Source organism: Gordonia sp. IEGM753 (assembly GCF_050321825.1).
Lineage (GTDB): Bacteria > Pseudomonadota > Gammaproteobacteria > Pseudomonadales > Pseudomonadaceae > Aquipseudomonas.
Window position 1 is genome coordinate 1,857,165 of sequence record NZ_JBNQGB010000001.1, and the last position, 19,280, is coordinate 1,876,444.

General features: G+C 59.6%; 15 protein-coding genes. 8 read left to right on the plus strand and 7 right to left on the minus strand.

The features are described 5' to 3' along the window. Positions 1-5 precede the first annotated feature (5 nt). The 5 genes from ACQR3R_RS08365 to ACQR3R_RS08385 are packed head-to-tail and all read left to right on the plus strand — an operon-like array spanning position 6 to position 5,886. Positions 6-950 carry a DUF58 domain-containing protein gene (locus ACQR3R_RS08365; protein ID WP_428271541.1) on the plus strand — a complete coding sequence of 315 codons (945 nt, stop codon included), beginning with the start codon at positions 6-8 and terminating at the stop codon, positions 948-950. Beyond that, a complete protein-coding gene (locus ACQR3R_RS08370) occupies positions 947-1,441 on the plus strand; it encodes a DUF4381 family protein (RefSeq protein WP_428271542.1) in 495 nt (164 codons plus the stop codon). Before ACQR3R_RS08365 ends, ACQR3R_RS08370 begins: the two co-directional genes overlap by 4 nt. After that, complete coding sequence (locus ACQR3R_RS08375; protein WP_428271543.1) at positions 1,434-2,513, plus strand: VWA domain-containing protein; 1,080 nt, start codon at positions 1,434-1,436, stop codon at positions 2,511-2,513. Before ACQR3R_RS08370 ends, ACQR3R_RS08375 begins: the two co-directional genes overlap by 8 nt. After that, the gene (locus tag ACQR3R_RS08380; protein ID WP_428271544.1) at positions 2,510-4,249 is read left to right on the plus strand and encodes a tetratricopeptide repeat protein; all 1,740 of its coding nucleotides are present in this window, start codon (positions 2,510-2,512) and stop codon (positions 4,247-4,249) included. Before ACQR3R_RS08375 ends, ACQR3R_RS08380 begins: the two co-directional genes overlap by 4 nt. Next, positions 4,246-5,886, plus strand: coding sequence for a BatD family protein (locus tag ACQR3R_RS08385; protein ID WP_428271545.1), 1,641 nt, complete (start codon positions 4,246-4,248; stop codon positions 5,884-5,886). Before ACQR3R_RS08380 ends, ACQR3R_RS08385 begins: the two co-directional genes overlap by 4 nt. A 65-nt stretch (positions 5,887-5,951) precedes the next feature. Here the strand turns inward: ACQR3R_RS08385 and ACQR3R_RS08390 are convergent, their stop codons facing one another. After that, entirely contained in the window at positions 5,952-7,319 is a 1,368-nt protein-coding gene (locus ACQR3R_RS08390) for a lytic polysaccharide monooxygenase (RefSeq protein WP_428271546.1), read from the minus strand. 257 nt (positions 7,320-7,576) lie between these two features. On the opposite strand from ACQR3R_RS08390, the gene ACQR3R_RS08395 reads away from it, so the two are divergent. The 3 genes from ACQR3R_RS08395 to ACQR3R_RS08405 are packed head-to-tail and all read left to right on the plus strand — an operon-like array spanning position 7,577 to position 13,052. Then, a complete protein-coding gene (locus ACQR3R_RS08395) occupies positions 7,577-8,821 on the plus strand; it encodes an exonuclease SbcCD subunit D C-terminal domain-containing protein (protein ID WP_428271547.1) in 1,245 nt (414 codons plus the stop codon). Next, the gene (locus tag ACQR3R_RS08400) at positions 8,818-12,459 is read left to right on the plus strand and encodes an SbcC/MukB-like Walker B domain-containing protein (RefSeq protein WP_428271548.1); all 3,642 of its coding nucleotides are present in this window, start codon (positions 8,818-8,820) and stop codon (positions 12,457-12,459) included. The genes ACQR3R_RS08395 and ACQR3R_RS08400 overlap by 4 nt, the downstream gene beginning before the upstream one ends. Beyond that, on the plus strand, positions 12,456-13,052 hold the full coding sequence (locus ACQR3R_RS08405) for a glutathione S-transferase N-terminal domain-containing protein (protein WP_428271549.1): 597 nt from the start codon (positions 12,456-12,458) through the stop codon (positions 13,050-13,052). Before ACQR3R_RS08400 ends, ACQR3R_RS08405 begins: the two co-directional genes overlap by 4 nt. A gap of 110 nt (positions 13,053-13,162) precedes the next feature. Here ACQR3R_RS08405 and ACQR3R_RS08410 read toward each other — a convergent pair whose 3' ends face one another. The 6 genes from ACQR3R_RS08410 to ACQR3R_RS08435 form a co-directional block, all read right to left on the minus strand. Continuing rightward, the gene (locus tag ACQR3R_RS08410; protein WP_428271550.1) at positions 13,163-13,342 is read right to left on the minus strand and encodes a hypothetical protein; all 180 of its coding nucleotides are present in this window, start codon (positions 13,340-13,342) and stop codon (positions 13,163-13,165) included. A 155-nt stretch (positions 13,343-13,497) separates the two neighbouring features. Beyond that, positions 13,498-14,667, minus strand: coding sequence for a beta-propeller fold lactonase family protein (locus ACQR3R_RS08415; RefSeq protein ID WP_428271552.1), 1,170 nt, complete (start codon positions 14,665-14,667; stop codon positions 13,498-13,500). Beyond that, the gene (locus tag ACQR3R_RS08420; RefSeq protein WP_428271553.1) at positions 14,660-14,959 is read right to left on the minus strand and encodes a DUF5629 family protein; all 300 of its coding nucleotides are present in this window, start codon (positions 14,957-14,959) and stop codon (positions 14,660-14,662) included. The genes ACQR3R_RS08415 and ACQR3R_RS08420 overlap by 8 nt, the downstream gene beginning before the upstream one ends. Positions 14,960-15,045: 86 nt before the next feature. After that, positions 15,046-16,626: an aldehyde dehydrogenase family protein gene (locus ACQR3R_RS08425; RefSeq protein ID WP_428271554.1), complete on the minus strand. Its 1,581-nt coding sequence runs from the start codon at positions 16,624-16,626 to the stop codon at positions 15,046-15,048. Positions 16,627-16,636: 10 nt separating this feature from the next. After that, positions 16,637-17,629: an AraD1 family protein gene (araD1, locus tag ACQR3R_RS08430; RefSeq protein ID WP_428271555.1), complete on the minus strand. Its 993-nt coding sequence runs from the start codon at positions 17,627-17,629 to the stop codon at positions 16,637-16,639. Positions 17,630-17,780: 151 nt separating this feature from the next. Next, positions 17,781-19,103, minus strand: a complete 1,323-nt coding sequence (locus ACQR3R_RS08435) for an MFS transporter (protein ID WP_428271556.1) — start codon at positions 19,101-19,103, stop codon at positions 17,781-17,783. Positions 19,104-19,280: the final 177 nt, after the last annotated feature.

Consider the following 19,280-nt stretch of genomic DNA (forward strand, 5'->3'; position numbering starts at 1 on the left):
CCGCGATGAACGCCCTTTTGCCGCCCGAGCCGGGTATACGTGTCAGCCTCGCCGAGCTGATCGAAATGCGCCACCGCGTGCGCGAAGTGCAGCTGTTTTCAACGCCTAGCCAGCGCAGCCCATTGATTGGTTTGCACCACTCCAAGCTGCGCGGGCGTGGCGTGGATTTCGACCAGGTGCGGGTCTATCAGGCCGGCGACGATGTGCGCACCATCGATTGGCGCGTCACCGCACGCACCCAGGAGCCGCACACCAAGCTGTTCCACGAAGAGCGTGAGCGGCCGATTTTCATTATGGTCGAGCAAAGCCGCAGGCTGTTTTTCGGCTCTGGGCTGATGTTCAAATCGGTGCTCGCCGCACAAGCCGCGAGTCTGATTGGCTGGGCGGCACTGGGCCACAATGACCGGGTCGGCGGCCTGGTGTTCGGCGACGACGAGCACTACGAAATCAAACCCCGGCGCAGCAAGCAGAGCCTGCTGCAATTGCTCAACCGGTTGGTGCGCGTCAACCAGTCGCTGCACACCGAAGCTGAAACCGACCGCGATGCCCTGAACATGGCCCTTCGCCGCGCACGCGAAGTATTGCGGCCAGGCAGTCTGGTGATCGTGATCTGCGACGAGCGTGCCTTGACCGAAGGCTGCGAACAGCAACTGAGCCTGTTGTCGCGTCACTGCGATTTACTGCTGCTGCCGCTGTCCGACCCACTGGATCACGCCCTCCCCGCTGCGGGCCTCCTGCGCTTTGCCGAACGCGGCGCGCAGCTCGAACTCGACACCATGAATTTTGACTTGCGCCAGACTTACCGCGCACAAGCCGAAGCACGCATCGCCCGTTGGGAACTGCTCGCGCAAAAACTGCGGGTGCTGTTAATGCCGCTGAGCACCCAGAGTGAAATGGTCGAGCAACTGCGCGAATACCTCAACCCAGAGAAACCGGGGAAGAGTCGATGAGCAGCCTCGATCAACTTCAGCCATTGATCTCGCCGCCGCCCATCGGCTTTTGGCCGCCAGCCCCGGGCTGGTGGTTACTGCTGCTGTTGTTGCCGCTGATGGGTTTCGGCCTGTGGCAGCTGCGACGGTTCATCCCAAACAAGCGCCCCATCGTTCGGGCCGAACAACCGCTGGACCCGGTGCGTGTGGCTGCGCTGGCAGAGCTTGCGTTGATGCCCAAACCGTATGATGGCGCGCCGGCGGGTGCCTGGTTGCAACAACTCAACGGACTGCTGAAACGCCTGTGCCGCAACCACTATCCGTACAGCCAGAGCCACACACTGAATGGCCGAAAGTGGCTGGCGTTTCTCGACAACCGCTGCCCGGCTGCGGGCCTGACACGCTGGATGGTATTGGTTGAGGGCGCTTATAAGCCCGAATGCAAACTCGACGACAAGGCCATTGCCGGCCTGACGCAAGCCGTCGATACCTGGATTCGCAAACATGTTTGAGTTTGCCTGGCCGTGGATCTTCACCCTGTTGCCGTTGCCTTGGCTGATGCGCGTTTTGCTGCCAGTTGCCGACAGCGGCGAGCCGGCACTGAAGGTCAGTTTCCTCAGCGACCTTGAAGGCCTGGCCCGACGCCGCGCCCGCGCCAATCTACCGGCCTGGCGCCAGCAGGCTCCCTTCATCCTGTTGTGGCTACTGCTGCTGATGGCCGCTGCACGCCCGCAATGGCTGGGCGAGCCGCTACCGATTGCCGCCAGCGGCCGCGATCTGCTGGTGGCGGTGGACGTGTCTGGCTCGATGGACTTTCCCGACATGCGTTGGCAGGACGAAGATGTCAGCCGCTTGTCGCTGGTCCAGCATTTGCTCGGTGACTTTCTGGAAAGTCGTGAAGGCGATCGGGTCGGCCTGATCCTGTTTGGCAGCCAGGCTTATCTGCAAGCCCCGCTGACATTCGACCGACGCACCGTGCGCATCTGGCTCGACGAAGCACGCATCGGCATTGCCGGAAAAAACACCGCCATCGGCGATGCCATCGGCCTGGGCTTGAAACGCCTGCGCATGCGTCCGGCCCAGAGCCGCGTGTTGATCCTGGTCACCGACGGGGCCAACAACGGCGGCGAAATCGATCCGCTCACGGCGGCGCGATTGGCGGCCAGAGAAGGCGTCAAGATTTACCCGATCGGCATCGGGGCCGACCCCGAGGAAAGCGGTTCGGCGGGGTTTCTCGGCGTCAACCCGAGTCTTGACCTGGACGAACCAGCCCTGAAAGCCATCGCTCAAGTCACCGGTGGTCAATACTTCCGGGCGCGTGATGGCAAGGAGCTGCAAGCTATCAAGGACACCCTCGACCAACTCGAACCCGTTACTCAACAGCCAACTCAGGCCCGTCCGGCCCAGGCGTTGTATCACTGGCCTCTGGCGATGGCGTTGTTGTTGAGCATGTTGCTGGTGATGCGCGAGCGTTGGCCGGACAACCCGCTGCAACGGCTGCTCAGCAAGGAACTGTTTTTGCAAACACAACTGCCGGACTGGCGCCAAAGGCTTAAACGCCTGCGGCTGCGGAGGCGCCGATGAGTGCGCTGTGGCCGTACTGGTTTCGTCCGTGGTGGCTATTGGCATTGCCGGTACTGGGCTGGTTGCTGTGGCATCTTTGGCATCGGCAGAAGCGCGCTGGGCGCTGGCAGATGATTCTGCCGCCAGCCTTCCATGCGGCATTGCTCAGTGGCGGTAACGGTCGCGACAGCAAGCTGCCGTGGGTGGTGCTCGGGTTTGCGTGGGTCCTGACGCTGCTGGCACTGCTGGGGCCGAGCTGGGAACGCGTCGAGCAAATCAGTCAGAAGCCTGCAGACCCGCTGGTGGTGGTGCTTGAACTGACGCCGGAAATGCTTGCCACCGACGTCGCGCCCAACCGATTGGAGCAAGCACGACGCAAGCTGTACGACCTGCTACAAGCGCGCAGCGATGCGCAAACCGCAATTGTCGTGTACGCCGGCAGTGCCCATACCTTGGTGCCGTTATCGGATGACCTGTCCACCAGCCGCAATTTGCTCGACGCATTAAAGCCGTCACTGATGCCCGAGGCTGGCCATCGTGCGGACCTTGCCGTGGTCAAGGCGCTGGCATTGCTCGATCAAGGCGCGCTGGGCGCCGGTCGAATCCTGCTGATCGGCTCGTCGCTGACAGAACAGGAACGCCAGGGCATTCGACGGTCGCTGGAAGGCAAGTCCACGCAATTGCTGATGCTCGGTGTCGGTACCGCTGAAGGCGCGCCGATTACCCAGGAGGATGGCAGCTTCCTCAAGGATGATCAGGGTGCGATTCTGGTGCCTCATCTGGATGAGCCGAGCCTCAAGGCCTTCATCAACGGTTTGGACGGGCGCTATCGCCACGTACGCCTCGAAGAGACTGACCTGCGGGGCCTCGGCCTGCTCGATGGCCCGCGCACGTTGCGTAACGATGGCCAAACCTTGCGTCTCGACACCTGGGCCGACCAGGGTTATTGGTTGCTGTTGCCGCTATTATTACTCGCGGCCTGTGCCGGCCGCCGTGGCTGGTTGTTCTGTTTACCGTTGTTGTTGCTGCTGCCCCAGCCCAGCTACGCATTCGACTTTGAAGACTTGTGGTTGCGCCCCGATCAGCGCGGGCTGCATTTACTCAAGCAAAAACGCCCCGACGAAGCTGCCCGGCATTTTGCAGACCCGCAGTGGCAAGGCGTGGCCCTTTATGAATCGGGCGACTACAGTGGCGCCGCCGAGCGTTTCGCTGAAGGTGACGACGCTCGCGCCCACTACAATCGTGGTAATGCCCTGGCCAAAAGCGGTGAGCTGGAGGCGGCGCTGGATGCGTACGAGCAGGCGCTGGAACGCCAGCCGGATTTGCGCCCGGCCCTGACCAACAAGGCGCTGGTAGAAAGTCTGCTCAAGCAGAAAAACACGCAACCCAAAGCCGAGCCGGACGAAAAGACCAGTGAAGCGCCGAACAAACCGTTGCCGGAACAACCCTCCGGAGCCGCCACTCAACCTTCGACGGATAGCCCACCCAAACCCGACGATCAACAGGCACCTCCGGACGCTGGCCAGCCACCCACAACGCCGCCAAAACCGGGCGCCAATGAAGTGCCGGGCAGTGAACTGGGCGATGAGCAACATACCTCGCCACCACTGCGTCCCGCGACTGAATCCATAGACGGTGAACAACGTCAGGCGCTCGAACAATGGTTACGCAAGATCCCGGATGACCCGGGCGAATTGCTCCGACGTAAATTCTGGTACGAACAGCAACAACATCAGGATCAGGGAAAAACTCGATGAACCGCTTCAGCGCTTTCTCACTCACGCTGCTGCTCTGGACCCTGCAGGTTCAGGCCTCCGGGCTGGTCGCCAGTGTGGATCGCAGCCGTCTCAATTCCGGAGAGACGGTCGAGTTGACCCTGGAATCCAACGATGTAACGCAGTTTGGAAAACCTGATCTGGCGCCACTCGAACCGTTGTTCGAAGTGCGCGGCACCCGCCAGGTCAACCGATTGAACACCCTTAACGGTGACAATCAGGCGACCACCCGCTGGATCATTACCCTGCTGCCGCGACAGAACGGCAGCGTGACCATTCCACCGTTGCAATTAGGTGAAGCGCAGAGCCAACCGATTACCGTGCAGGTCATCGAAAGCGAAAACCAGGACACGGCAAACAAACTGGCCCCGGTGTTTATCGAAGCCAGCCTCGATCAAAACAGCGTGTATGTGCAGGCTCAGGCCGTCCTCACCTTGCGCATTTACCATTCCGTGTCGCTGTACGACGACAGCAGTCTGACGCCACTGCAGATTCCCGATGCGCGCATCGAACAGTTGGGCGAGTCACGCACCTACGAGAAGGTAATCAACGGCCTGCGCCATGGCGTGATTGAAATGCGCTATGCGATTTACCCGCAACACAGCGGTGTCTTGAACATTCCGGCCCAAGTGTTCAGTGCCACGCTGGTGGATGTACAGCCAGCAACGGACGCCACGGCGCAAGGGCCAAAACCGGGTAAGCTGATGCGCGTCAGTTCTGCGCAAATACCGCTGACGGTCAAGGCCAAACCCGCCAGTTACCCCGCAGACTTGCCTTGGTTGCCGGCGCGCAGCCTGAGCCTTGGCGAGAGCTGGAACCCTGAACCGGATCACGCCCAGGTTGGTGATTCACTGACCCGCAGCCTGACGGTGAAAGCTGAAGGCCTGGCCAGCTCACAGCTGCCGCCGTTGCCCGCGACGGACGTCAACGGTTTGCGGCGTTATCCGGATCAACCCGTGCTGAGCAATCACAACGGCGAACGCGGCCTGATCGGCAGTCGCGAGGACCGCGAGGCGCTGGTCCCGGCACGCAGCGGTGACATAGAGTTGCCTGCGGTTGAAGTAGTCTGGTGGAACACTTTTGAGGATCACCTGGAACGCAGCAGCTTGCCAGCGCAAACCCTGCAGGTGGCTAACAACCCGAGCCTGGTGGTCGATACGCCGGCCAGCACGCCTCAAGTCTCGGTGCCAATTGACAGTGAAACGCTCTGGCGCTGGAAACTCAGCACCCTGATTCTGGCGTGCACCACCCTGCTCGGTTTCGGCCTGTGGTGGCGCGCCCGCTGGCAGCCAGCAATCTTGCGTACCGCGCAAACCGGCCCGAGCCCGCGCACCGTACTCGACGATCTGAAGCGCGCCTGCCAGGCCAACGACCCCCATGCAACACGCCAGGCGCTCGACGCCTGGGCCCGGCAGCAACCGGAAACACTGGCCGACATGGCCGCACGCTTCGTGCCGCTGTCCGATGCGCTCGACGGCCTGAACGGCGCGCTGTACAGCGAAACCGGCCAACATTGGCAAGGCGAAGATCTGTGGCGCGCCATCAAAGCGATCCCCACTACCGAGCGCATTCAAGACCCGACCGGTGACAGTGGCCTGCCACCGCTTTATCCGAAATAAAAAAACTGCCCGTGTTCGGGCAGTCTTTGACGCGCAGCGGCCGGCCTCTTGGGTCGCCGCTTACCTCATCGGGAAGGATACTTGACCCAAAGTACCTCGCTTGAGTCCTGACCCGGTGCCCAGTCGGTCGTGTAAGACGTGTGCTTTTGCAAGCAACGCCAAATACCGCCGAGATGGCTCACAAGCGCGTTGGTTTCATAGAACGTGTTTAGTTTCCACGCCGGATATTCGCCGACTTCGCCTTGGGTCTTGACGCTAAGGATATTGCTCGGTGACGACAGCTTGCCGTTGAGGTCGCGTGCCTGCACCCTATAGCGATACTGGGTATCAGGCGTCAGGCCCGTATCATTGAACGTGGTTTGATTTGCACTCACCCGGCCGATCTCGACATCGTCACGGTAAATGAGGTAGTTAACGATCGGCGCAGGTCCGGTGGAGCCTCCCCACATCAAACTGATACTTTCCTGAGTCTGGCCCATGCTGTGCAGGTTCTGCGGCGCAGTCGGCCGCTCCTCCCCGCCTTCTGGCAGCGTGTGTACCTGGACAGGACGGCTCGGAGAGGAAAAATTCCCGAGTTCATCGTGGGCACTGATCGTGTAGTTATATTGGGTTTCAGGCGCAACGCTATTGTCGGTCCAGGTCAGTAGCGGCGCGGACACATCGACCGTGGTGCTCCCATTACGCTCGATACGGTAAAAGGAAATTGGCGCTGGGCCGGCCGCTACATTCCAGGTCAATACCACTTGCTTGTCCGTGACCGTGTCAGCACTCAGGCCGGTTGGAATGTCAGGACGATCACCTCCTCCTTCTGGCGGTAGAAAATCGAGATCCACCACCTGAATAAACGAATTGCCGGTATCAACCACCTCCCAAATGCACAGCAACACCTGGTAGCCAAGACGCCTGGGCAAAGGAAGTGCATGGAGGGTCGGTGAGGACGGCTTCATTTCAGATGAATGCGCCCAGTACGGCTGTTGATTGTTTTGCACGACGTAAAAAGGTTCCGGTTCGAATTGATCGCGCGCCAGTACCTTGCTCGGATCCCACCCCTCGCGAGTCAGGAAATAGTTCCAGCGGCGTGTCGGGTGATTCGCGGTGAAGTTCCACGACACATCCAGGATTTCGCCACTGCGAACCTCGTGTTTTTTCCAATGACTGCCCGGCTCGTCCAGCATTGCACCGGTCAGTTGATTAGCGCTGGCGATTTTTCCGTCTGGAGGCGGAGCGAAATTCGCAACATCGTCCCGGGCGTAGGGATCAAGCAAGCCGCCAGCCGTTTGAGGAAAGAATTTTCCGGATTCCCGCTGATTTAAAGCGCCCTCATCCAGATCGCCGGCCTGCCAGGCAAAGTAGGCTCTAGAGGCGGGGGAAAACACGTGACCGTGACGGGGAGCATGGCTTCTGCTGACCGTATTAGAATGACTCCGAGACATGATGTTTCTCCATTTTATTGACTCATTTGTCCTGCACTACAAGGGCCGGTGCCCAGATCAATTAAGCCTTTCAATAGAGCGCGGAGATACTGTCAGAAATGTCAGTTCGGATGACCGTTCGTAGGATTTACAGTGAGTGGCCGATGTCCAATCGTGCTGCACGCTCAGCAACCTTCGCCGTTTGCCAGTAAACTCTCTTCCCTTTCGCCGCCGTCATTTTCCCCGCGGCCATTACCTTATTTCCTACGGAGTTTGCCTTGCGTCTGTTTCACACCTCCGACTGGCACCTTGGGCAGAACCTGCATGGCCAGGAACGCGATTTCGAGCACGGCTGTTTCCTTGAATGGCTGTTGCGCCAACTGAAGCTGGATCAACCCGACGTATTGTTGATCGCTGGCGATATCTTCGACACGGTCAACCCGCCGGTAAAAGCTCAGGAACGACTTTACGATTTCATCGTCAGCGCCCATGAACAACAGCCACTGCTGACCATTGTGATGATCGCCGGCAATCACGATTCCGGTTCGCGCATCGAACTGCCAGCGCCGCTGATGCGGCGCCTGCGCACCCACGCGCTCGGGCGAGTGCTGTGGCTGGATGACGGCCAACTGGACGCCGAACGCCTGTTGCTGCCATTGCCGGACGCCAGCGGTGAAATCGCCGGATGGTGCCTGGCGCTGCCGTTCCTACGCCCCGCGGAGGTCACCGGGGCACACTTGGGCGACAATTATTTACGCGGTATCGGCCAGGTTCACGAATGGCTGATCGCAGCCGCCAACGCCAAACGCAAACCAGGCCAGGCGATGATTGCCATCAGTCACGCCCACATGGCCGGCGGTTCGGTGTCGGAAGATTCAGAGCGCAGCCTGATTATCGGTAACGCCGAAGCGCTGCCTGCCAGCCTGTTCACGCCCAGTATCAGCTACGTCGCCCTCGGTCATTTGCACAAGCCGCAAAAGGTCAACGGTGAGGAGCGCATCCGCTATTGCGGTTCGCCGATTCCGTTGTCGTTTTCGGAAATTGGCTATCAGCACCAGATTCTCGACGTCAAACTGGACGGCGAAACGTTGGTCAGCGTCGAAGCAAAACTGATCCCGCGCGCGGTCAACCTGCAACGTGTTGGCCCGGCCCCCTTGGCCGAGATTCTGCTGCAATTGGCCGATCTGCCAAACATTGATTTGCTGGCCGATATCCAACGCCAGCCGTGGCTGGAGGTTCGTGTTCGTCTCGATGAGCCGCAACCCGACCTGCGCCATCAAATCGAGACCGCCCTGCAAGGCAAAGCGGTGCGCCTGGTGCGCATTGCCGCCGAATATGCCGGCAATGGCAGCCGTGACGGTGCCGAGGACGGTGCGGCGTTGATTGAGCTGGACCAACTCACGCCTCAGGAATTGTTCAGTCGAGCCTGGCAGGACAATTACGGCACCGAGGTTGATGAACAAACGCTGAAAGACTTCGCCGAGTTGCTGCAAGACGTGCAAATGGAGAGCGAACAGCCATGAAGATCCTCGCGATCCGCCTGAAAAACCTTGCCTCGCTGGCCGGCCCTTTTGAAATTGATTTCACTGCCGAGCCGTTGGCCAGCGCGGGTCTGTTTGCCATCACCGGGCCGACCGGCGCCGGCAAAAGCACCTTGCTCGATGCCTTGTGCCTGGCCTTGTTTGGCGCCGTGCCACGGCTGAACAACACCGGACGCGACGCCAAAGTACCCGATGCCGATGGCGAGATCGGCACTGGCGATCCGCGCACGCTGCTGCGCCGAGGAACGGGCGACGGATATGCAGAAGTAGATTTCGTCGGCATTGACGGTCGTCGTTACCGCGCTCGCTGGGAAGCCAACCGTGCGCGAGAAAAAGCAGGCGGCAAACTGCAAGCCAGTCGCCAAAGCCTGCGTGATATCGATCAGGATCAACTGCTGGCCAGCCAGAAAGGCGAGTACAAAACGCAACTCGAAGCCGCACTGGGTTTGAATTTCGAACAATTCACCCGGGCGGTGCTGCTTGCGCAAAGCGAGTTCAGCGCATTCCTCAAGGCCGATGACAACGATCGCAGCGAACTGCTCGAAAAGCTCACCGACACTGCGCTTTACACCCGCCTCGGCCGCCGCGCATTCGACAAGACCAAAGAAGCACGCGAGGCGCACAAGCTGCTGCAGGACCAGGCGAGCGGCGTCACACCGTTGCCTCCCGAGGCTCGCGCCGAACTGGACGAGCGCTTCAACCAGGCGCAACAGCACCTCAAGACGCAACAGGCGCAACTCAAACAACTGGAATTGCAACACACCTGGCTCAAGGTCCTGCGCCAGTTACAGGATGAGCAGCACAGCGCCACCGAGCAGTTGCGTAGCGCTCAACTGCATTGGGAAAGTCTGTCTGATGAGCGCTTGATGCTGACTCGGCTGGAGCAACTGGCACCGCAACGGCACCAATTCGCCCGCAAGACTGAACTGACGGCGCAGCTGACACCGCTGGCCGCGCAGATCCAGGCGCACAGCCAACAGCAAATCGAACTCGGCGCGCGCCAGGCACAACTCGAACACAGCCTGAGTACGGCGCAAACCGCACTGCTTGAGTCTCAACAGCGGCACACCAGCAGTGCGCCCTTACTGCGTGAAGCATTCGAGGCGCAGAGCACCCTCGCCCGCCTCGCCAAAGAGGCCAGCCTCAGCGCAGACCTCAAGCAACAGGCAGAACAGGCCTGCACGGGAGGCCAAGCGGCGATCCAGGGATTGCTCGAACAACAGCAACGGGTGAGCGAGCGTCTGCAACAGATTGCCGGGGAGCTTGAGCAAAGCACGCATCTGGCGCCGTTGAGCGATGCGTGGAATGCCTACCGGGATCGTCTGCAACAGTTGATGCTGATCGGTAATCGTTTGAACAAGGGCCAGGCTGAAATGGCCGCCCTTGAACAAAACGCCGCCCGTGCGACAGAAGAGTTTGCAGCGCAAAAGCAGAATCTGGAGGTGCTGTACAAAGAGGCCGGCGCCGAGCCCGAGGCAGTGGCTGAACAAGTGCAGTTGCTGGGCAACCTGTTGCAGGACAACCGCAAGCAACTGCGGGCCTTCGAAGAACTGACGCGGCTGTGGGCCAGCCATCAGGAACTGGACAAACGCCTGAGCGAATTGCAGCAACGGCAACTCGCGGCGCAGCACGAACGTGACCGTCTGACGCAGGACGGGGTTAACGCCAAAAACCAGTTGACGGTCGCCGAGCAGACCCTGACCGTTACCCGCGAACTGCTGGAGCGTCAGCGGCTGGCGCGCAGTGCCAGTGTCGAAGAATTGCGCGAGCAACTGCAGGACGACCAACCGTGCCCGGTGTGTGGCAGCCCGGACCATCCGTATCATCAGCCGGAAGCGTTGCTGCAAAGCCTCGGCCGGCATGATGAAGGCGAGCAGGCCAATGCGCAGAAAGCCGTGGACCTGCTGAAAGAAAAACTTACCGAACTGCGCGCCGAAGTGGGCGGCCTGATTGCTCAGCAAAAGGAGTTTCTGCAACAACAGGAACAACTGGCGAGCCAGCAACAAGCACTGTCACCGAGCCTGGAAGCACATCCGCTGTCTGCCCAGTTGTGGGCACAGGACACGGCCAAACGCGAGGCCTGGCTGTCCCAACAGAACAGCCAGTTGAATCAGAGCATCACTCAGGACGAACAACGGCAAACCGCCCTGCTCACCCTGCAACAGGAGGCTGCTCGGCTGGCCCAGCAACTGCGCAGCGCTGAAGCGGCAAGCCAACAGGCCGCCCAGCACCTTGGCACACAGCAACAAGCGATGGGCAACGATCGACAACGCCTGGATGAAGAGCTGACAGCCTTCAGCACCTTGCTGCCGGCCGACACGCTTGCGGCGTTGCGAAGCGAGCCGGCGGCGACATTCTTGCAACTCGACCAGCAAATTTCGCAACGTTTGCAACAGCTCGACCAGCAACGCGACGAACTCGGCGAACAGCAACAACGCCAGCAAACACTCGACAAAGAGCAAGACCGCCAACTCCTGCGCGTACAACAACTGGAAACGGCGCGGCAGCAATTGTCAGCCCTGACCGAGCAACAGCAGGTTTGCCAGCAGCAGCTTGTGCAATTGCTGGGCGAACACAGCAGTGCCGAGCAGTGGCAACAACAACTGAGTGACGCCGTCGAGCAGGCACGCAACGCCCAAACCTCTGCCAACCAGGAGCTGCAAACCGTGCGCACGCGGTTAGTGCAATTGGCGGCCGAGTTGAAGGCGCAGCATGATCGACGGCAGGCGCTGGAAACCGAAGACCATGAGCTCAGCGGCAAGATCGGCGAGTGGCGCGCCGCGCATCCAGAGCTGGATGACGCGGGGCTGGAAACACTGTTGAGCATTGACGAGCAACACCTCAACGGGTTGCGTCAGCGCTTGCAGCACAGTGAAAAAGCCACAGAACAGGGCAAGGTGTTACTCCAGGAACGCGATCAACGCCTGCTCAATCATCAGGCTCAGAACAACGGCAACCTTGATGCCGATCAGCTCGCTACCGCGCTCACCGACATGCAAACGCTGTGCACCGCAAGCGAACATCAATGCGCAGAACTGCGTGCCGAACAGGCTGAGGATCAGCGCCGGCAAAATGCCAACCAGGCGCTGGCGCAGCAAATCGCCGATGCCTATGCCCAATTCCAGCGTTGGGCGCGCCTGAGTGCGCTGATCGGTTCCGCCACTGGCGACACCTTCCGCAAGATCGCCCAGGCCTACAACCTCGATTTGCTGGTGCATCACGCCAACGTACAGTTGCGCCAACTGGTACGACGCTATCGTTTGAAGCGCGGCGGCAGCATGCTCGGGCTGTTGGTGATGGACACCGAAATGGGTGATGAACTGCGCTCGGTGCACTCGCTTTCCGGTGGTGAAACGTTCCTGGTGTCGTTGGCATTGGCCCTTGGCTTGGCGTCAATGGCGTCGAGCACGCTGAAAATCGAATCGCTGTTCATCGACGAAGGCTTCGGCAGCCTCGACCCGGAATCGCTGCAACTGGCAATGGACGCACTGGATGGCTTGCAAGCTCAGGGCCGCAAGGTCGCGGTCATTTCCCATGTACAGGAAATGCATGAACGGATTCCGGTGCAGATTCAGGTCCGTCGCCAGGGCAACGGCTTGAGCACAGTGGAGGTGAAATGAATACGCTGTACTCCTTCCGCCGCTGCCCGTATGCGATGCGGGCGCGCATGGCACTGAAGTATTCGGGGCTTGCCGTGGACATCGTCGAAGTCAGCCTGAAAGCCAAACCCGCCGAGATGCTCGCGTTGTCACCCAAAGGCACGGTACCGGTCCTGAACGCCGACGGTCAGGTGATCGATGAAAGCCTGGCAATCATGCGCTGGGCGTTGGCACAGCATGATCCACAGGACTGGTTGCTCAAGGATGATCCCGCCGGGCAAGCACAGATCTGCGCGCTGATCGAAGAGAACGATCAGGTGTTCAAACAGCACCTGAATCGCTACAAATACGCCGAGCGTTTTCCCGAGCAGCCGATGGAAGTTTATCGATCCGGCGGTGAGCTGTTTTTACTCAGGCTTGAGCAGTTGCTTGAAGGACGTGACTACCTGCTGGCCGGGTACCCTAGCCTGGCGGATGTCGCGCTGATGCCCTTCGTACGGCAGTTTGCACATGTCGACCGCGAATGGTTCGGCCAAACGCCGTACGTTCGATTGCAAGACTGGCTGCAGCGGTTTTTGCAGTCGCAGCTGTTTACCGAGGTGATGCGAAAGTAAAACCCAACAACGCGTTATGCAGGAGCGACATCACTCATGACTGCTCGACGTAATAGCTGTCGCGGTCAAAAGTGACTTCGCTCCTGCATAAAAGGTGCAGGGCTTGAATTTCAGGCTTGGGTTTTGTGATCCAGTGCTGCGTAGAAGTTGGCGCTCTGTTGCAGGTATTTCTGAGTGTAGCTTTGGGCGTGGGATTTTTTGCTGCTGATCTCGGTGTTGGCACTGGCTGGCAGGGCAACGGTGGCAGAGATAGCGGAAGCGGCGATGATGGAGAAGAGGTTGAAGTTCATGGCGGTATTCCTCGGAGTCAGTTGGCTTGCTTGCCCGGTTGGGCCGTGAAGCAAACTTAACCCCCGAGGGTCCGCGCTTGAAATCCTTTGTAGCATTAGCTGATATCAGCGTCATTAATACTAGGATGCAGGCCCCATCAATCGGGGCCTGCGGTCTATTGACGCAGCAAGAACTTCAGGTCGCTGGGGGCATCCATTGCCAGTTTTTGCACGGTTTTACCGAGCAAACCGGTTTTGGCATCACGCTCTACAACCACAATCTGGTTGCTCTTCTGGTTGGCAATCAGCAAGAACTTGCCACTCGGGTCGAGGCTGAACTCACGCGGGTGATCGCCCTCCACTGAGCGCCGTTGCAGCTCCTTGAGATGGCCGGTTGCAGGATCGATCGAGAACACCAGCATCTGATTGGCGGTGCCACGGTTGCTGACGTACAGGAATTTGCCATCGACCGAAGCATGCAGCGCCGCGCCGGCCTTGTCCGACGTCGGTTGGCCTGCCGCCAGCTCGACCATTTGCGTCTGCTCAAGCTTGCCGTCGTGATAATCGAACACCGCCACTTGCGCGCTCATTTCCATGGTCAGCCAGGCGTGTTTGCCATCGGCGCTGAACAGCAAATGACGCGGCCCGCTGCCGGGAGGCAACTGGACGAATGCCGGGTCAGCTGCAACCAACGGCAGGTCGGGATTGGCCTTGGGATCGAAGCGATAAACAAAAACCTTGTCGGCGCCCAGGTCCATCGAGAACACAAACTTGCCATCTGGCGAGGAAATCGTCGAATGCACATGCGCCGACGCCTGCCGCTCGGGATTAACCCGGCTGGAGGGGTGGCTGCTCATTTGCACCACGGTCTTGAGCTTGCCGTCGGCACCAATTGGCAACACTGCCAAGGTGCCGCCCGGGTCCTCAAGCACGCAGTAATTGCTGACGAACAGGTGACTGGCGTCGCCACTGATGCTCGAATGCGTGGGCTCGTTACCGAGGCTTTGCACCTGATTGACCAGGGTGATTTCGTGGTTTTTCGGGTTGATCGCGTAGCTGCTGACGCGCCCCACAGGATCGGTCTGGCCGGGCCCGTTTTCATTGACCACGAACAGTCGATGCTGATCCTTGGACAGGGTCAGCCATGACGGATTTTCGCTTTTTACCACTTGCAGTGGTTTGGGGTTGATCTGCCCGGTAGCGCTGTCGAAGTTCAGGCGATAGATGCCCTGGCTCTGACCTGCGGTATAGGAGCCGACCAACAATTCATGATTGTCGGCCGGCGCTGCCTGAACGCCCATTGCGCCGACGCTGCCAGCAATCAACAGCGGCCAGAGTTTACGCATCCTCATGCTCTTCTTCCTCGTCATCACCGCCGCCGAAAGCGGCCATGCATACCAACCGGTGTTCGCCGGAATCCCCGGTGATCAACCAGCTCTGAAGGGTTGAATCGTATTTCGCCGCCTCGACCTGAGCCATGCTGAACTCCGAGTGCTTGAGCACACGACCGTCCATGCACTCGATGTTGAGGCTGTCGTCTTCTTCATCGAGGAAAAAATCAGAGGCGTGCAGCCCGTCGATTTCCAGCATGTCACTGTTTTGGAGGGTCTGGAGCAAGGTGTCGGTTACGGCAGTCATGGCAGTTAATCTTTAATTGGAAAGAGCCAATGATAGCTCAATGTGGGAGCAGACCTGCTCCCACAGCCAGGCTTCATGCCGATGCTTCAGAGCGCCTCGCGCGAGGGTTGGCCGTCGACCAATCGCTGGATGCGCAACGGGTTGGCGTTTTTCAAGGCGTCCGGCAGCAGGCTGTCCGGGTAGTTCTGGAAACATACCGGGCGCAGGAAACGGTCGATGGCCAGCGTGCCGACCGACGTGCCACGCGCATCGGACGTTGCCGGGTATGGTCCGCCATGCACCATGGAATCGCACACTTCGACGCCGGTCGGATAACCGTTCAGCAGGATTCGTCCGACTTTCTGTTCCAGCAACGGCGTCAGCTCGGCGAACTGCTCGAAGTCCGCAGGCTCGCCAATGAGGGTCGCCGTCAGTTGGCCATGCAGCCCATTCAACGCAGCGGTGAGTTGCGCCTGATCCGCCACTTCAATGAAGACAGTGGTTGGACCGAACACTTCTTCTTGCAGCACTTCATCGCCGTTGAGCAGCAAACTGACATCGGCCTTGAACAATTGCGGTTGCGCCTGATTGCCTTGCTGGGCGCTGCCGGCCAAATGTTCGATGCCCGGGTGAGCCAGCAGCTTCTGCAAGCCTTTGCCATAGCTGCTCAAGGTGCCAGCGTTAAGCATGGTTTGCGGCGGTTGATCACCCATCAACTGCGCGACCTGTTGCGTGAAAGCGCTGAACTGCGGTGAACGAATACCGATCACCAAACCAGGATTGGTGCAGAACTGGCCACAACCTTGAACCACTGAAGCGGTCAGGTCACGGGCAACGGTTTCGGCTCGTGCGGCCAACGCCTGCGGCAACACGATGACCGGGTTGATGCTCGACATCTCGGCGAACACCGGGATCGGTTGTGGGCGTGCGGCCGCCATGTCACACAAAGCACGGCCGCCCTTCAGCGAGCCGGTAAAACCGACCGCCTGGATTGCCGGATGCTTGACCAGCGCTTCGCCAACGCCACCGCCGTAAATCATGTTGAAAACGCCTGCGGGCATGCCTGTTTTCTGCGCGGCGCGAAGGATCGCATCAGCCACCAGTTCGGCGGTTGCCATGTGGCCGCTGTGCGCTTTGAACACCACCGGGCAACCGGCAGCCAGCGCCGAGGCGGTGTCGCCACCGGCGGTGGAGAACGCTAACGGAAAGTTGCTGGCGCCAAACACTGCAACCGGGCCGAGGCCAATTCGGTACTGACGCAGGTCCGGGCGTGGCAACGGTTGGCGGTCAGGCAGTGCCTGGTCGATGCGCGCGCCATAAAAATCACCGCGGCGCAGCACTTTGGCGAACAAGCGCATCTGACCGCTGGTGCGTCCGCGCTCACCCTGGATACGACCGGCAGGCAATGCGGTTTCGCGACAGACCACGGCCACGAACTCATCGCCTAGCGCGTCCAGCTCATCGGCAACCGCCTCAAGAAATTGCGCACGACGCTCGGCGCTCAGGCTGCGATACGCCGGGTAGGCGGCCGCGGCCGACTTGGCGGCGGCGTCCACTTCTTCCGGTGTGGCTTGATAGAAATCGTGCGGCAGCGTTTCGCCTGTGCTGGCGTCCACGCTGTGCAGTTTGACGGTGCCAGCATTGCTGCGCTGGCCGCCAATGTAGTTGTGACCAAGAATCCGGGTCATGCTTGACTCCTTAAAGTGTGCCGACGGTGCCCGGTTCGAAAACCGCTTCGACCGGCGCGATGCCATTGATCAACGGTGCGCCAAATTCGGCCTGGCTTATTTCGAACACATCACCCGGTTGGGTGCGAATACCGTCGGCGAAGGACAGGGTCGCGGTGCCGAAGAAGTGAATGTGTACATCCCCGGCACGCAGGAACTGACTGTACTTGAAATGGTGATACTCGAGGTTAGCAAGGCTATGGCACATATTGGCCTCGCCGCTTAAAAACTCGTTCTGCCACAGCACCTCACCGTCGCGCAGGATGCGGCTGGTGCCTGCCAGATGTTGAGGCAATTCACCGACCCGAAGTTCCGGGCCATAACTGCAACTGCGCAATTTGGAGTGCGCCAGGTACAAATAATTCTTGCGCTCCATGACGTGATCAGAGAACTCGTTGCCGACCGCGTACCCAAGCCGATACGGTTTGCCATCGTGGCCAATCACATACAGACCACTGATTTCGGGCTCTTCACCCGCGTCTTCGGCAAAGGGTGGCAGCGGGAATGGCTGGCCCGGACGCACGACAATGCTGCCATCGCCTTTATAAAACCACTCCGGTTGCACGCCAGCCTGGCCTGCGGCAGGTTTACCGCCCTCCACGCCCCATTTGAAAATGCGCATGGTGTCAGTCATGGCCGCTTCATCGCCGACCTGCTGGTGCATTTTGTCCCGAGCCGAAGCGCTGCCCAAATGGGTCAAGCCTGTACCACTGACCAGCATGTGCGCGGGGTCTGGATGGTCCAGCGGCGGCAGGATTCGGAGTTGCTCCAGGAGTTTTGCATAGTCGTGACTGATGCCCAGCCCCAGGGTTTTCACCTGTTGCTGCAAATCGACGCCCGCCTCAATCGCAGCCAATGCCAGGTCTCGCACGGTAGCCGTCGCTAACACCTCGCGTACCTGATTGCCCTCGACCACGCCCACCCGGCGCTCGCCGTTACCCAATTCGAATTGAACCAAACGCATGTTTTTTCTCCTGTAAAACAAACTTGAAATCGGCATCGCACTTGGTGGGAGCGAGCCTGCTCGCGATGAGGCCATCACCCCGAACATCGATATTGAATGCGAGGCCGCCATCGCGAGCAGGCTCGCTCCCACAAGGGTTCAGGGTGGACGCTCAGGAGCGGGTAGCGCCGCGGGCGCTGGCTGCAAACTGATCCGCTGGCAGCACGTGTTTGCGCTCCAATAACCGATAAACCACGCCCGTCAACACCAGCCCGAACACCATCACCCCCGACAGGAAGTACAGGCCGGACGCCAGGTTGCCGGTGTATTCCTTCAGCGCACCGATCACGAACGGGCCGATGTAGCCACCGAGATTGCCCACCGAGTTGATCAAAGCGATACCCGCTGCCGCACTGGCACCGGCAAAGAACCGCCCCGGCAACGTCCAGAACACCGCCGTACAGGAAAACAGCGAAAACGCGACCAGGCACAGCGCTGCGAGTTGCAACACCGGCACCGTCAGCCAGGCGCTTAAAAACAAGCCGATGGCGCCCAACACATACAGCACTGCCAAATGGCCATACCGATCATTCAAACGGTCGGAACTGCGCGGAATGATCAGCAAACCAATGATCCCGAAGATATAAGGCACCGCCGAGACGAAACCGGTGGTGAGGTCACTGCCGCCAAACTGCTTAATCAGGGTTGGCAACCACAGGCCCAAACCGTAAATGCTTAACGTCACCGGCAGATAGAACAACGCCAGCAGCAGCACGCGTTTGTCTTTAAGGGCATGCAAGGGATTGCCATGGCGGGTCTGGCCATATTCTTCCAGATCCTTTTTCAGCTCACCGGCCAACCAGTCCTTCTCGGGTTGATCCATCCACTTCACATGCTGTGGGCCATCGGGCAAATAACGCAGTACCGGCCAGGTCAGCAGAATCGCCGGCGTACCGATGACGATGAACAGCCACTGCCAGCCGTGCATACCGAGTGTGCCGTCCATGCCGAGCAGGCCGCCGGATACCGGGCCGGTGATCATCATCGCAATGGGTTGGGACAGGATAAACAGCCCGAGGATCTTGCCGCGATGGCGAACCGGGAACCACTGAGTGATGTAGTAGAGAACACCCGGAAAAAAACCTGCTTCCGCTGCGCCGAGCAGAAAACGCATGACGTAGAAGCTGTGTGGGCCCTGGACGAATGCCATGCCGATGGTGATGGCGCCCCACGTCACCATGATCCGCGCAAACCAGCGCCGCGCGCCAAAGCGTTCGAGCATCAGGTTGCTGGGAATCTCCAGCAGGAAATAGCCAATGAAAAACAGCCCGGCGCCCAGTCCGTAGGCGGCGTCACCGATGCCTATATCGGCGCCCATGTGCAGCTTGGCAAACCCTACGGCGGAGCGATCCACATAGGCGATCAGGTACAACAGGATCAGGAAGGGAATCAGTTTCAACGTAATGCGGCGAATAAGCCGCAGTTCCTGGCTCATGAGGTCGGTCTCCGATTGTTGTTGTTATAGAACCTGAGGATGCCTCTCGCCAAAAATCTGCCAGGGCCATCCCTCTGTTGAAAGCGACTATATAGTAATACTAATTACCCAACAACACTTCCAAACCCGTGAATTTGCGCTTATGTTATGCCTTATCCGGAACAATATAGTCATACA